The sequence below is a fragment of the Agrobacterium vitis genome (assembly GCF_037039395.1).
GTDB lineage: Bacteria > Pseudomonadota > Alphaproteobacteria > Rhizobiales > Rhizobiaceae > Allorhizobium > Allorhizobium vitis_E.
The window spans coordinates 2,347,371-2,362,754 of sequence record NZ_CP146242.1 but is presented as its reverse complement, the minus strand read 5'-3'; the positions used below and the strand labels follow the sequence as shown (position 1 = coordinate 2,362,754).

12 protein-coding genes are annotated in these 15,384 nt (G+C 58.3%); 8 read left to right on the top strand and 4 right to left on the bottom strand.

Annotated features, from left to right (window positions below; all coding sequences use genetic code 11):
* Positions 1–2 precede the first annotated feature (2 nt).
* Complete coding sequence (locus V6582_RS13525; RefSeq protein WP_337739239.1) at positions 3–623, bottom strand: TetR/AcrR family transcriptional regulator; 621 nt, start codon at positions 621–623, stop codon at positions 3–5.
* A 67-nt stretch (positions 624–690) separates the two neighbouring features.
* Between V6582_RS13525 and V6582_RS13520 the strand changes: the two genes are divergently transcribed.
* On the top strand, positions 691–1,212 hold the full coding sequence (locus V6582_RS13520; protein ID WP_156631736.1) for a DinB family protein: 522 nt from the start codon (positions 691–693) through the stop codon (positions 1,210–1,212).
* Positions 1,213–1,278: 66 nt separating this feature from the next.
* On the opposite strand, the gene V6582_RS13515 is transcribed toward V6582_RS13520, so the two are convergent.
* From V6582_RS13515 to V6582_RS13505, 3 genes are all read right to left on the bottom strand, one after another.
* Positions 1,279–2,712 (bottom strand): NAD(P)(+) transhydrogenase (Re/Si-specific) subunit beta, encoded by a 1,434-nt coding sequence (locus V6582_RS13515; RefSeq protein ID WP_156631735.1) that lies wholly within the window; start codon positions 2,710–2,712, stop codon positions 1,279–1,281.
* 16 nt (positions 2,713–2,728) lie between these two features.
* The gene (locus V6582_RS13510) at positions 2,729–4,300 is read right to left on the bottom strand and encodes a Re/Si-specific NAD(P)(+) transhydrogenase subunit alpha (protein ID WP_156631847.1); all 1,572 of its coding nucleotides are present in this window, start codon (positions 4,298–4,300) and stop codon (positions 2,729–2,731) included.
* A 303-nt stretch (positions 4,301–4,603) separates the two neighbouring features.
* On the bottom strand, positions 4,604–5,536 hold the full coding sequence (locus V6582_RS13505) for a LysR family transcriptional regulator (RefSeq protein WP_156631734.1): 933 nt from the start codon (positions 5,534–5,536) through the stop codon (positions 4,604–4,606).
* Between the two features lie 276 nt (positions 5,537–5,812).
* On the opposite strand from V6582_RS13505, the gene chvE reads away from it, so the two are divergent.
* From chvE to V6582_RS13470, 7 genes are all read left to right on the top strand, one after another.
* Positions 5,813–6,826 carry a multiple monosaccharide ABC transporter substrate-binding protein gene (gene chvE, locus V6582_RS13500; RefSeq protein WP_156536035.1) on the top strand — a complete coding sequence of 338 codons (1,014 nt, stop codon included), beginning with the start codon at positions 5,813–5,815 and terminating at the stop codon, positions 6,824–6,826.
* A 125-nt stretch (positions 6,827–6,951) separates the two neighbouring features.
* A complete protein-coding gene (gene mmsA, locus V6582_RS13495) occupies positions 6,952–8,487 on the top strand; it encodes a multiple monosaccharide ABC transporter ATP-binding protein (RefSeq protein ID WP_156631733.1) in 1,536 nt (511 codons plus the stop codon).
* A complete protein-coding gene (mmsB, locus tag V6582_RS13490) occupies positions 8,487–9,686 on the top strand; it encodes a multiple monosaccharide ABC transporter permease (RefSeq protein ID WP_156631732.1) in 1,200 nt (399 codons plus the stop codon). Before mmsA ends, mmsB begins: the two co-directional genes overlap by 1 nt.
* 177 nt (positions 9,687–9,863) lie before the next feature.
* Positions 9,864–10,829, top strand: a complete 966-nt coding sequence (araD1, locus tag V6582_RS13485; protein WP_156631731.1) for an AraD1 family protein — start codon at positions 9,864–9,866, stop codon at positions 10,827–10,829.
* A 91-nt stretch (positions 10,830–10,920) separates the two neighbouring features.
* On the top strand, positions 10,921–12,666 hold the full coding sequence (gene araD, locus V6582_RS13480) for an L-arabinonate dehydratase (RefSeq protein ID WP_156631730.1): 1,746 nt from the start codon (positions 10,921–10,923) through the stop codon (positions 12,664–12,666).
* Positions 12,667–12,738: 72 nt separating this feature from the next.
* Positions 12,739–13,686, top strand: coding sequence for a Gfo/Idh/MocA family protein (locus V6582_RS13475; protein ID WP_156631729.1), 948 nt, complete (start codon positions 12,739–12,741; stop codon positions 13,684–13,686).
* A 170-nt stretch (positions 13,687–13,856) separates the two neighbouring features.
* Positions 13,857–15,371, top strand: coding sequence for an aldehyde dehydrogenase (NADP(+)) (locus tag V6582_RS13470; protein WP_156631728.1), 1,515 nt, complete (start codon positions 13,857–13,859; stop codon positions 15,369–15,371).
* Positions 15,372–15,384: the final 13 nt, after the last annotated feature.

Genomic DNA, 15,384 nt, shown 5'->3' with positions numbered 1-15,384 from the left:
TGTTAAGCCACTGATAGATAGGATTGAATTAACCGGATCAGCTCACTCCTGACGTCTGTCGTTTGCAATGTACCGCGTCGTGCCGCGTTATGGACGATACCGTCAATAGCGTCTGACAAGATGATCCCAATGGTATCATTGCTCGTCTCACTATGCGGGTTGCGATATTTGGCAACAGCCGCACAGTAATATCCAATATATTCCTTCTCGAAAGCGCTATTCGGATCTCTGAATGTTTCCGAACTGGGCGCCTCGTCCAACAAAACCCTATGTAATCCTGGATGAACACTATGAATGGCAATAACTCCATCCGCCAATTCAGCCACAAAATCTGACTGAGACTTGTTACCTTTTACCACACTTTTCAATATCTTGCGGCAGTCTTCGAGATGACGGCCTCGTATGGTGTCGATCAACGAATGTTTATCCGGAAAATACTGATAGTAAGACCCAACACTCACCCCTGCGATCTCAGCAACCTTGTTCGTCGTAAAACCTGCCCAACCCTGATCGCTTAAAATGCGAGCAGCAGCCTCAACGATGGCGTCCACCATCGCCTTGGAGCGTTGTTGCCTTGGCAGTTTACGCATAGCTGACAGCGGCTTTTCGATGCGAGTAGACAAGGGCATCCCTCCAGCTAAAAATGCGAACAAAATACTCGTATTTTTAAAAATGCAACGGAGGCAGAAGATGACCGCTCTTTTCGACAGTTTTTTCAGTTACCAAGCTTGGGCCAATAGGGCGTTTTTCGACGCGCTGGAAAGTCTGGATCGCACGCAGCATGAAACTGAACATCGTCAGACGATGCGCCTGCTCAATCACATTCATGTCGTCGCACAGATATTCAAAGGTCATCTTACCGGCCGTCCACATGGTTACGTGTCGGACAATACCGTTGAAACGCCGGAACCAGCGGAATTGCGCCAAGCGGTAGTAGTTTCCGATCGATGGTATCTCGACTATGTACAGACCATCACCCCAGATAAGCTTGGCGAGAAGATCCTATTTTCCTTCACCGACGGCGACAAGGGATACATGACGCGGGAAGAAATACTCGCCCATGTCGTAATGCATGGCGGCTACCATCGAGGCGAAGTTGGTCGCCTTCTCTCAACGACATCTGCGCAATTGCCCTGGGATACATATGCCGTTTTTCTGCATCAAACCCAACCGGATCGCCGGCAGCAAGGCAAGCTGGAACTGGCTTACTGAGAACATGCGGCAACAAAAAAGCCGGGCGTTTCCACCCGGCTCTCTATCTCTCAAACCTGCCAAATCTTACTTGATCATCGGCAACAATTCAGTGATCGACTTCTTGGCGTCGCCATAGAACATCCGCGTATTTTCCTTATAAAACAGCGGGTTCTCGATGCCGGAATAGCCGGTGCCTTGGCCGCGTTTGGACACGAACACCTGCTTGGCCTTCCACACCTGCAAGACAGGCATGCCAGCAATCGGGCTGTTGGGGTCTTCTTCGGCTGCCGGGTTGACGATGTCGTTGGAGCCGATGACGATGACGACGTCAGTGCTCGGAAAATCGTCGTTGATCTCGTCCATTTCCATGACGATGTCATAGGGCACCTTGGCTTCGGCCAGGAGCACGTTCATATGCCCCGGCAGACGGCCTGCGACCGGATGGATGGCAAAGCGAACGTTTTTGCCAGCGTCACGCAGCTTGCGGGTGAGTTCCGACACGGCCTGCTGGGCCTGTGCCACCGCCATGCCGTAACCGGGCACGATGATTACGCTTTCGGCCTCGTTCAGCGCGTTGGCCACGCCTTCCGCATCGATAGCCACCTGTTCGCCTTCGATTTCCATCGCCGGGCCGGTCGTACCACCGAAACCACCGAGAATAACCGAAATGAAGGACCGGTTCATCGCCTTGCACATGATATAAGACAGGATCGCGCCTGACGAGCCGACGAGCGCGCCGGTAACGATCAGCAGGTCATTGCCCAGCGTGAAGCCGATGGCCGCTGCCGCCCAGCCGGAATAGCTGTTCAGCATCGATACCACCACCGGCATATCGGCACCGCCGATACCCATGATCAGGTGATAGCCGATGAAGAAGGCCAGAAGCGTCATCAGCACCAGCGCCCAGGCGCCAGCCTCGTAGAAATAGGCGATCAGCAGGATGAAGGACAAAGCGGCGGCACCGGCGTTCAGCAAATGCCCGCCAGGCAATTGCTTGGCCTTGCCATCGATCCGGCCTGCCAGTTTGCCGAAGGCGATAACCGAACCCGTGAAGGTGACGGCACCGATGAAGACACCGAGAAACACCTCGACCTTCATGATCGCCAGTTCGACCGGAATCTTATGAGCGAGAATAGCCGCAAAGCCGGTGAGTGTGGCCCGCGCCGTTTCGTCCAGCCGGGCCACATGCGCTTCTTCGATATGGGCATTATAGCCGATGAACACCGCAGCCAGACCGACAAAGCTATGCAAGGCCGCCACAAGCTGTGGCATTTCAGTCATCTGCACGCGATTGGCGACATAATAGCCAAGCACCGATCCGCCAGCGATCATCAGCACGATGATGAACCAATGGCCGATGCCGGGGCCGAAGATTGTGGCGATGACCGCCAGTCCCATGCCGACAATGCCGTACCAGACGGCGCGCTTGGCGCTTTCCTGGCCCGACAGACCACCCAGCGAGAGGATAAACAACACAGCGGCCGCAATATAGGCTGCCGAAACAATACCAATTGCCATGATACTACCCTCTCCCTCAGGACTTCTGGAACATGGCGAGCATGCGCCGTGTCACGAGGAAGCCGCCGACGATATTGATCGTCGCAATCAGCACGGACAGTGCCGCCAGCGTCACCACCAGCCAGTTGCTGGAGCCGATCTGCAACAATGCGCCCAGAATGACGATACCGGAAATCGCGTTGGTCACCGCCATCAGCGGCGTATGCAGCGAATGGCTGACACCCCAGATCACCTGGAAGCCAATGAAGCAGGCCAGAACGAACACAATGAAATGGCTCATGAAGCTGACAGGTGCAAACGCACCTACCAGAAGCATCACAGCCGTACCAATCGCCAGCAGCTTGACCTGATTGGCGGTCTGCGCCTTGAAATCTGCCGTCTCCTTGGCCCGCTTTTCATCATGGGTCAGTTCCTTGACCTTTTCCTTCGGCTTGGCGGCGGCAATCGCCTGCACCTTGGGCGGCGGTGGCGGATAGGTGATCGCGCCATCAAAGGTCACGGTCGCGCCCCTGATAACGTCGTCTTCCATGTTGTGAACGAGCTTGCCATCCTTGGCCGGCGTCAGATCCGTCATCATATGACGAATATTCGTGGAATAGAGCGTCGAGGACTGCGCCGCCATCCGGCTCGGAAAATCCGTGTAACCAATGACAATAACGCCGTTGTCGGACACCACCCGCTGGTCGGCCACCGTCAGATCGCAATTGCCGCCCCGCTCGGCGGCAAGGTCGATAATGACAGAGCCGGGCTTCATGGAGGCCACCATATCGGCCAGCCACAGCTTTGGCGCATCCCGGCCTGGGATGAGAGCCGTGGTGATGACGATATCGATATCGGGGGCCAGCTCGCGGAATTTCGCCAGCTGCTTTTCGCGGAATTCAGGTGAAGACGGCGCCGCATAACCGCCGGTCGCCGCACCATCCTGAGTGGCTTCGAATTCGAGATAGACGAATTGCGCACCCATGCTCTCGATCTGCTCGGCCACTTCAGGGCGAACGTCGAACGCATAGACGATGGCGCCCAGAGACGTCGCCGTACCAATCGCGGCAAGACCGGCGACACCGGCACCAATGATCAACACCTTGGCTGGAGGAACCTTGCCCGCTGCCGTCACCTGCCCGGTGAAGAACCGGCCAAAATTATTGCCCGCCTCAATCACGGCGCGATAACCGGCAATATTGGCCATGGAGGACAAGGCGTCCATTTTCTGGGCGCGCGAGATGCGCGGCACCATGTCCATGGCGATCACATTGGCGCCCTTGGTCCTGGCTTCTTCCAGAAGCGCGGCATTCTGCGCGGGATAAAAGAAGGAGATCAGGGTTTTTCCAGGCTGCAACTGGGCAATTTCAGTCGATTCCGGGGGACGAACCTTGGCGATCACATCCGCCTGCGCATAGAGCGCTTGCGCGGTGTCGGCAACCGTAACACCCGCTTTGCGGTAGGCATCATCGGAAAAACCCGCAGCCTTGCCGGCGCCTGTTTCGATCAGGCATGCATACCCGAGTTTCTGCAATTGTTGTGCGCTGTCGGGCGTCATCGCAACGCGCGCTTCGCCAGCATATAATTCTTTTGGTGAGCCTATTGTCAAACTCATGGAAACCTCCTGACCCTCGATACGGGGGAACCGCACCAGCTTATCGCCTCCGCGCACCCCCGTCCCCGTGACATGATGACCTCATGCCAGCGGCATTTAAGGGAGGTCGCGATTGCAAAACAAGCCTTTGTTAACGCTTTCGGTACGTTCGACTATCGATAAACACGGCTTTGCCGACAAACCGGCAAAACCACCAGTGTCTGGCCGACCTGTCTACAACCGCCGCCTCTTGAAAAAGTGGCAGCTGTTCCAAAACGATCCTGTCACAGATCAACAGATACCAGAAATGAACAGGCCTCAGCGCGTGGTGAATTCCTGAAGGACGAGGTCCTGAAGACGGGCGGCCAGCGTCGACATATGCCGGTTTTTCATGCTGATCATATGATAAGGCAGGACGATAATCGGCCGCCGGATTTTCAGACAGCACAGCCCGGCCCCTGTCGTCTGCCGACAGAGCAGGTCCGAGACTTCCCGCGACAGCGGCGTGATCGCGTTGGACGCGGCAATCATCGCAATCATCACTAACAGCGAGGTGGTGTTGACAACATCTACCGGCAGCATTGTTCCCGCATCGATAAAGGCGTTTTCAACGGCCTGGCGCACCGGCGCGCCCGGCCCCTGCATCACCCAGGGAAAATGCAGCAGGTCGGTCATGCCGAGATCACTCGCATTGGCCAGGGGGTGGCTTTGGTGGACGATCAGATCCACTTCCTCTGTTCGGGCGTGACGAATATGGAATTGACGGGCATCGACACCAACGGGGATCCGCCCCAGCACAAAATCGAACTGTCCCGAAACGAGATTGGAGATCAGCGTACCGCTCGGGGCCACATCGACATAAATATCGGCAGTGCGTGCTTCCGCCTTCAGGGTGCTGATGGCCGGCACGATATAGCCGAGCGCCCCGCCCGTTACCGCCCCGACACTGACCGTGCCGGATGCGCCGCGCTTGATTGCGTCCACCTCGCGCATCGCCTCGCGCATTTCCTGAAGCAGGATTTCCGAGCGCCGCACCAAGGCTGCCCCCACTTCGGTCGCCTCCATGCCCTTGGGCGTGCGCAGGAATACCGCCGCGCCGACGATCCGTTCGATCTCGGCCAGCATGCGCGATGCCGCAGGCTGGGTCATCGACACCTGGCCCGCCGCCAGGCTCAATTGACCAAGCTCACCAATCGCCTTGATCAGCGTGAAATGCTTCGGCTGGAGCCGGTTTGCCGGTGTATTATTCATAAAGCGTATATCAGGATTGATATGGGGAATGTCAAATAAATCATTTGAATGACATATCGGGACGGATAAGAGTTCATCATGGATCGTGTAGTGCTTATAAAGCCTACCAGATTCTTTGCGGCGAACAGAAGGAGCTGGGGCCGCTTCTGCATGACGCGCCAGGCCGGAATGGCCTGCCAGCCGGATCATGCAGCGGATTGATATGGAAACCAAGGGAGGTTCCTCGTGAAGACACTCGTAAAACTTTTTGCGTCCATCGCTTTGGGCGCAGCTGTCATGTCGTCGTCTGTTTTTGCAGCCGACAAGGGCACTGTTGGCATTGCAATGCCGACCAAGTCTTCGGCCCGCTGGATCGATGACGGCAACAACATCGTCAAGCAGCTCAAGGAAGCCGGTTACACAACCGACCTTCAGTATGCCGACGACGATATCCCGAACCAGCTCTCGCAGATTGAGAACATGGTCACCAAGGGTGCCAAGGTTCTGGTTGTCGCTGCCATCGACGGCACGACACTGTCCGACGTGCTGAAACAGGCCCATGATGCCGGCATCAAGGTCATTGCCTATGACCGTCTGATCCGCGACAGCGCCAATGTCGATTACTACGCAACCTTCGACAATTTCCAGGTCGGCGTCCTGCAGGCTGGCACGCTGGTTGACGGCCTTGGCCTCAAGGACGGCAAAGGCCCGTTCAATATCGAACTGTTCGGCGGTTCGCCTGACGACAACAACGCCTTCTTTTTCTACAATGGCGCAATGTCGGTTCTCCAGCCTTACATCGACAGCGGCAAGCTGGTCGTGAAGTCCGGCCAGACCGGCATGGACAAGGTCGGTACGCTGCGTTGGGATGGTGCTGTTGCCCAGGCCCGTATGGATAACCTGCTGTCGGCCTATTACACCGACGCCAAGGTCAATGCCGTCCTGTCTCCTTATGACGGTATCTCCATCGGTATCATTTCCTCGCTGAAGGGCGTTGGCTACGGTTCCAAGGACCAGCCGCTGCCGTTCATCTCCGGTCAGGATGCTGAAGTGCCTTCGGTCAAGTCGATCATTGCCGGTGAGCAGTATTCGACGATCTTCAAGGACACCCGCGATCTCGCCAAGGTGACCGTTTCCATGGTCAACGCGCTGATGGAAGGCAAGACGCCTGAAGTCAACGACACCAAGACCTACGACAACGGCGTCAAGGTGGTTCCGGCTTACCTGCTGAAGCCAGTTGCAGTTACCAAGACCAACTACGAAAAAGTCCTGGTTGAAGGCGGCTACTACAAGGCCGATCAGCTGAAGTAACAAAAAGCGGCCGGAACTTTTCAAGCAAAAGTTCCGGCTTCCTTTTTATTGTCGCCTGCCTGCGCATTCCTACTGTGGCTTTGGCCTACCGTGGAATTGGGCGGCCGTGGCTCTGGAACGATATTATGGACAATACCATCCTCGAAATGCGGAACATCACCAAGACGTTCCCGGGCGTGAAAGCGCTTGAGAATGTGAACCTCAAGGTTCGCCGTGGTGAAATCCATGCATTGGTGGGCGAGAACGGGGCCGGAAAATCGACCCTGATGAAAGTTCTCTCCGGCGTTTATCCCGCTGGGACCTATGACGGCGACATCGTCTATGACGGCGAAGTGCGCAACTTCAAGGTCATCAAGGACAGCGAAGAAATCGGCATCATCATCATTCACCAGGAACTGGCGCTGGTTCCGCAGTTGTCGATTGCCGAAAACATCTTTCTCGGCAACGAAATTGCCAGCAACGGCGTCATCAGCTGGGAAGAAACCTTCGGTCGTACCAAGAAGCTCCTCGCCAAGGTCGGCTTGAAGGAGCAGCCATCGACATTGGTGACGGATATCGGCGTTGGCAAACAGCAGCTGGCGGAAATCGCCAAGGCGCTGTCGAAAAGCGTCAAGCTTTTGATCCTCGATGAGCCGACCGCGTCGCTCAACGAAACCGATAGCGATGCTCTCCTCAATCTTCTGATCGAGTTCCGCGAACAGGGCATTACCTCGATCATCATCACCCATAAGCTGAACGAAGTGCGCAAGGTGGCCGACCAGATCACCGTGCTGCGCGACGGCATGACGGTCAAGACCCTGAACTGTCATGAGGAAGAAGTCAGCGAAGACGTCATCATCCGCAACATGGTCGGCCGCGATCTCGAAGATCGCTACCCACCACGCGACGTGCCGATTGGCGAAACCGTTCTTGAAGTCAAGAACTGGAACGCCTTCCACCATCAGCACCGCGAACGTCAGGTGCTGCATGACGTCCACGTCACGGTTCGCCGCGGCGAAGTCGTTGGCATCGCCGGTCTGATGGGCGCCGGGCGCACCGAATTTGCCATGAGCGTGTTCGGCAAGTCCTATGGCCACAAGATCAGCGGCGACGTGCTGATCGACGGCAACCCGGTCGATGTGTCGACCGTGCGCAAGGCCATCGATGCGGGTCTCGCCTATGTCACCGAAGACCGCAAGCATCTGGGCCTGGTCCTGGCCGAAACGATCCTGCACAACACAACGCTTGCCAATCTGCCGGGCGTGTCCACAGCGACCGTGATCGACGATATCAGGGAAATCAAGGTCGCGACCGATTATCGGTCGAAGCTGCGCATCCGTTCGCACGGCATCTACCAGGAAACCGTCAATCTATCAGGCGGCAACCAGCAGAAGGTGGTGCTGTCGAAATGGCTGTTTTCCAACCCGGAAGTGCTCATTCTGGATGAGCCGACGCGCGGCATCGATGTCGGCGCAAAATACGAAATCTACAGCATCATCAACCAGCTTGCAGCCGACGGAAAAGGCGTTCTGATGATTTCATCGGAAATGCCCGAACTGCTTGGCACCTGCGATCGCATCTACGTCATGAATGAAGGACGCATGGTGGCCGAGCTCTCGAAAGAAGAGGCAAGCCAGGAAAGCATCATGCGCGCTATCATGCGCTCAGGGGAGAAGAAATAATGAGTTCCGTCAACCCTTCCACGGAAGAACAGAACGTGGTGTCGATCACCTCCTATATTCGCGCCAATATCCGCGAATACGGCATGTTGATCGCCCTCGTCGCCATCATGGTGTTTTTCCAGTTCTACACGGGCGGCATTCTCTTCAAGCCGGTCAACCTGACCAATCTGGTTTTGCAGAATTCCTTCATCATCATCATGGCGCTTGGCATGTTGCTGGTGATCGTCGCCGGGCATATCGATCTGTCGGTCGGCTCCATCGTCGGCTTTATCGGCGCCATCGCCGCCATCCTGACCGTGCAATGGGGCCTCGGCTTCCTGCCAACGGTTTTGATCTGTTTGGTAATCGGCGGTGTGATCGGAGCGGCGCAGGGCTATTGGGTCGCCTATCACCGCATTCCGTCCTTCATCGTCACGCTGGCTGGCATGCTGGTGTTTCGCGGTCTGACCCTGTTCGTGCTCGGTGGCCGCAATATCGGTCCTTTTCCGAAGGAATTCCAGCTGATCAGCACCGGCTTCCTGCCGGATCTGTTCGACATGGGTGACCTGCATTCGACCTCGATCATCATCACCGTCATTGGTGCCGTGGCGCTGTTCGTGCTTGCCTGGCGCCGCCGGCAGGTCAATGTCGCCCATGGCATCGATGTCGAACCGTTCGGCTTCTTCGTGGCGCAGAACCTGATTGTTTCAGGCGCGGTGCTGTTGCTCGGCTATCTGCTGTCGACCTATCGCGGCATGCCGAACGTGCTGGTCGTCATGCTCGTGCTGATCATGCTCTATTCCTTCGTCACCCGCCGCACCACCATCGGTCGCCGCATCTATGCCATGGGCGGCAATGAGAAGGCCACCAAGCTGTCGGGTATCAATACCGAGCGGCTGAGCTTTCTGACCTTCGTCAACATGGGCGTTCTTGCGGGCCTCGCTGGCATGATCGTCGCGGCGCGCCTCAACTCCGCAACGCCCAAGGCCGGTAGCGGCTTCGAGCTTGACGTCATCGCGGCCTGCTTTATCGGCGGCGCCTCGGCTTCAGGCGGCGTCGGCAAGATTACCGGCGCGGTCATCGGCGCCTTCATCATGGGCGTGATGAACAACGGCATGTCGATCATCGGTCTCGGCATCGACTTCCAGCAGATGGTCAAGGGCCTGGTGCTGCTCGCCGCCGTGTTCTTCGACGTCTATAACAAGAATAAAGCAGCCTGACACTTTTGGGCCGGAAGCACTCACCTGTTTCCGGCCCAAACCCCACGACGTGCAGCAATCCCGGGAATAATGTGAAGCGGCGTTCCTGCCGATTGCATGAGAGTAAAACCAGAGACCGTTTCAACGCCTCCGTTGCCATATGAAACGCTCCATGAAATGTTCCAAGGACACTGAACAATGTATCTTTCACAGTTGAAGACTGGCGGAGTGATCTGCCGGCAGGGTGAAACCGCGCGCCTCGTGCCAGGATTTTCCTCCACCTACGATCTCGCCAAGGCAGCAATTGCGGCCAAGGTGTCCATCGCCGACCTGATCGCCAAACAAGGCGCTGGCGACACTGTCGATCTCACCGCCCTTGCAGCCGGTGGCAAGCTGGATTGCCCGGTGCGTCATCCCGATGCCGCCCATATGTTCCTGACTGGCACTGGTCTGACCCATACCGGTTCGGCATCGGCCCGTGACAGCATGCATGCCGACACGGCAGGCATGAGCGATTCGATGAAAATGTTCCGCATGGGCCTCGAAGGCGGCAAGCCCAAGGCTGGTGAATGGGGCGTTCAGCCGGAATGGTTCTACAAAGGCACTGGCGTCAATGCCATCGCTCCCGGCGACGGCCTGGAATCGCCATCCTTTGCGCTTGATGGCGGCGAAGAACCGGAAATTGCGGGATTTTATGTTATCGATAACGACGGCACACCGGTTCGTCTCGGCTTTTCGCTGGCCAACGAGTTTTCCGACCATGTGACCGAAAAGATCAACTATCTCTATCTTGCCCATTCCAAGCTGCGCCCGGCCTCTTTCGGCCCGGAACTGCTGGTCGGCAACCTTCCGGCCAACGTTACCGGCGCATCGAAGATCCTGCGGGATGGCAAGACGGTCTGGGAAAAGCCGTTCCTGTCGGGTGAGGACAACATGTCCCACACTATCGCCAATCTGGAATATCACCATTTCAAATACGGGTTGTTCTGCCAGCCGGGCGACCTGCATGTGCATATGTTCGGCACAGCGACGCTGTCCTTTGCCGATGGCTTCAAAACTGTTCCCGGCGACGTGTTCGAAGTCAGCGCCACCCAGTTCGGCCTGCCGCTGCAAAACCCGCTGGTGGTCGCGGCGGAAACGCCCTTTGCCGTCAAGACGCTTTGATGCCGCAATCGGCGGCATCACTACGGCCTGAATAGAAGAGAATGGCGGCGTTCAGCCGCTCAAAGTGAACGAAACACGGGATAGAAACGCCATGAGTGGTTTTACACCAAAAGCTTGGCCTCGCAAACTGAGGTCGCAGGAATGGTACGGCGGCAACTCACGCGATACGATCTACCATCGCGGCTGGATGAAGAACCAGGGGTATCCGCATGACCTGTTCGATGGCCGCCCGGTCATCGGCATTCTCAACACCTGGTCGGACCTCACCCCCTGCAACGGCCATCTGCGTGAACTGGCCGAAAAGGTGAAGGCCGGCATCTGGGAAGCCGGTGGCTTTCCGGTCGAGGTTCCGGTGTTCTCGGCGTCTGAAAACACCTTTCGCCCGACCGCGATGATGTATCGCAATCTCGCGGCACTCGCCGTCGAGGAAGCCATGCGTGGCCAGCCGATCGATGGCGCCGTGTTGCTGGTCGGCTGTGACAAGACCACGCCGTCGCTGGTGATGGCCGCCGCCTCCACCGACATTCCCTCCATCGTCGTCACGGGCGGGCCGATGCTGAATGGCTATTTCCGTGGCGAGCGCGTCGGCTCCGGCACGCATCTGTGGAAATTCTCGGAAGCCGTCAAGGCAGGCGAGATGACCCAGGAAGAATTCATGGAGGCCGAAGCCTCGATGTCGCGTTCCAGCGGCACCTGCAACACCATGGGAACGGCCTCGACCATGGCCTCGATGGTGGAATCGCTCGGCATGGCCTTGTCGGGCAATGCCGCCATTCCCGCCGTTGACAGCCGCCGCCGGGTGATGGCGCAGCTTTCGGGCCGCCGGATCGTGCAAATGGTCAAGGACGATCTGAAACCATCAGACATCATGACCAAGGAAGCCTTTGAAAACGCCATCCGCATAAATGGCGCCATCGGCGGCTCCACCAATGCGGTCGTGCATCTTCTGGCCATGGCAGGCCGCTGTGGGATCGACCTGACGCTGGATGACTGGGACCGCTGTGGCCGCGATATCCCGACCATCGTCAACCTGATGCCGTCAGGCCAGTATCTGATGGAAGAGTTCTTCTATGCAGGTGGCCTGCCGGTGGTCATCAAGATGCTGGCGGAAGCCGGTAAACTGCACAAGGATGCGCTGACCGTCTCCGGCGTCACCATCTGGGACGAAGTCAAGGATGTCCGCAACTGGAACGAGGATGTTATCCGTCCGTTCGACAAGGCGCTGACCCAGCAGGGCGGCATCGCCGTGCTGCGTGGCAATCTCGCGCCTAAGGGCTGCGTGCTGAAGCCGTCGGCCGCCTCCGAGCATCTGATGAAGCATCGCGGCCGCGCCGTGGTGTTCGAAGACATCGACGATTACAAGGCCAAGATCAATGACGAGAACCTCGACATTGACGAAACCTGCGTGATGGTGATGAAGAACTGTGGCCCGCGCGGCTATCCGGGCATGGCAGAGGTCGGCAATATGGGCCTGCCGCCCAAGGTGCTGCGCAAGGGCATTACCGATATGGTGCGCATTTCCGATGCCCGCATGTCCGGCACCGCCTACGGCACCGTGCTGCTGCACACCTCGCCGGAAGCCGCCCGTGGCGGACCGCTGGCCATCGTCAAGAATGGCGACTTCATCGAGATCGACGTCAAGGAACGCCGGGTGCATCTGGACATTTCCGACGAGGAAATGCAGCGCCGCCTGGCCGATTGGCGCCCGAATGTCGAGCCACCGGCCAGCGGCTATGCGCGGCTGTTCCACGATCACGTGGAAGGGGCCGATACCGGCGCCGATTTCGACTTCCTCAAGGGCTGCCGTGGCGCCGCCGTTGGCAAGGACGCACATTGATCCATTCCTCTCCCGTCAAGCGCGCTCACCGGCGCGCTTGACACCATTCAATGACGAGACAGGGAACAGGTCATGACCTCTTCTGAAAACACCGGAACCAGGATTGCCCTGGCGCTGGCCGGCGTCGGCAAGATTGCCCGCGACCAGCATATTCCGTCCTGCGAAAACGGCAGTGACTTCGTGATCGCCGCCGCCATCAGCCGCAATGGCAAGATCGACAGCGCCGAGAATTTCGAAAATTTCGACGTTTTTCTGGAGACCCGCCAGGATATCCGCGCCATCGCGCTGTGCACCCCACCCGACGTCCGCTTCGCCATGGCCAAGAAGGCAATTGCCAGCGGCCTCGATGTGCTGATGGAAAAGCCGCCTGCGGCAACCATTGGCGAAGCGCAGGCGCTGGCCGAATTGGCGCGTGAAGCGGGCGTCACCCTGTTTGCCACCTGGCATTCCCGCTTTGCCAATGGCGTGGAACCGGCCCGCCAATGGCTCTTGGACAAGACCATCACCCGCATTGAGATCACCTGGAAGGAAGATGTCCGCCGCTGGCATCCGGGCCAGGCCTGGATTTGGGAGGCGGGCGGGTTCGGCGTGTTCGATCCGGGCATCAACGCCCTGTCGATCCTGACCGCGATCATTCCCGGCCAGACCATCGTTGAAAAGGCTGCCTTGTCCTTCCCCGCCAATCGCCAACAGCCAATTGCCGCCAGCCTGACGATGCGCAGTGCAGCCGGTGCGCCGATCAAGGCCGAATTCGACTGGCGCCAGGAAGGCCCACAGACCTGGGATATCGTCGTCGAGACGGATCAAGGCACGCTGAGGCTCGCAAAAGGCGGCGCGGAACTCTATATAAATGAGACACTGAGTGTTGAAGGCCCCGACCGGGAATATTCCCGGATCTACACACGTTTTGCCGAACTGGTGCGCAGCCGCGAAAGCGACGTCGATTTCCAGCCGCTGCGGCTGGTTGCCGATGCATTCCTGACGGCGGAACGTCATGAAGTGGAAGCCTTCATCGAGTAAGACGCACTTTATGGGACGGAACCGGCATCTGCCGTTCCGCCCCGCAAGCCGAATGCAAAAGCCAAACGGATGCGACGAATGACTGACACGAGCGCATCCAGGGCAAATAGCAGTGCGACCGGCTGTTCGCCGATCTGCCTGCGGAACGAGATTTTTGAAAGGACTGCTCCATGACGCTGAACCTCACCGGAAAACACCTGATCGCCGGAGAATGGGTTGAAGGTACGGGAACCTTCACCTCCAGCCCCGCTTCGGGCGAGAGCCATACATTCTTCCTGGGCTCTGCCGCTCTGGTCGACCGCGCCATGAAAGCCGCCGAACACGCCTTCGCCAGCTACGGCTATTCCTCCCGCGAAGAGCGCGCCAAGTTTCTGGAAGCCATCGCTGAGGAAATCGATGCACGCGGCGATGAAATCACCAAGATCGGCAGCCAGGAAACCGGCCTGCCGGAAGCCCGCCTCGTCGGCGAGCGTGGCCGCACCACCGGTCAGTTGCGGCTGTTTGCCGAGCATATCCGCAAGGGCGATTACCTCGACCGTCGTTATGACGCGGCCCTGCCGGATCGCCAGCCCCTGCCCCGCCCCGATATTCGCCTGATGCAGCGGCCTATCGGCCCGGTCGGCGTATTCGGCGCTTCGAATTTCCCGCTGGCCTTCTCCACCGCTGGCGGCGACACCGCCTCGGCACTGGCTGCCGGTTGCCCTGTTGTCGTCAAGGGTCATGAGGCCCATCCCGGCACGTCCGAAATCGTCGCTCAGGCGATCCACGCCGCCATCAAGAGCACCGGCGTTCATCCCGGCACCTTCTCGCTGGTCCAGGGTGGCAATCGCGAAACCGGCGAAGCCATCTGCCTGCATCCATTGACCCGCGCTGTCGGCTTCACCGGCTCGCTGCGCGGTGGCCGTGCGCTGTTCGATCTTTGCGTGCGCCGTGACGAGCCCATTCCGTTCTTCGGCGAACTGGGATCGGTCAATCCGATGTTCCTGCTGCCTGCCGCCGTCTCGGCCCGTGGCGAGGCGATTGCCAAGGGTTGGGCGGGTTCGCTCACCATGGGCGCTGGCCAGTTCTGCACCAATCCCGGCATCGCCATCATCCAGGAAGGCCCAGAAGCCGACGCCTTCCTTGAAACCGCCAAGACGGCGCTGGCTGCCGCCAATGCCCAGACCATGCTGACCGATGGCATTGCCAATGCCTACCGCGAAGGTGCCAAGCGCATCGAGGAAACCTCGGGCGTCCAGTCCGTGCTGACCTCCACCTGCGACCTGCGCAATGCCAAGCCCTATCTGTTTGCCACAACAGGTGAAAACTGGCTGGCAAACCATGTGCTGAGCGAAGAAGTCTTCGGTCCGCTCGGCGTATTCGTCACCGTCAAGGACGAAGATGAAATGGTCGGCATTGCCGAAAGCCTGGTTGGCCAGTTGACCACGACGCTACAGATGGACGATGCCGACGCGCAGATCGCCCGCAAGCTGCTGCCAATCCTGGAGCGCAAGTCCGGCCGCGTGCTGGCCAACGGTTTCCCGACCGGTGTCGAGGTTTGCGATGCCATGGTGCATGGCGGACCTTATCCGGCCACCACCAATTTCGGCGCAACCTCTGTTGGCACCATGGCGATCCGCCGCTTCCTGCGTCCGGTCAGCTATCAGAACATTCCGGTCGCCCTGCTGCCGGAAGACCTGCAATAAGCGCGGTCGAACA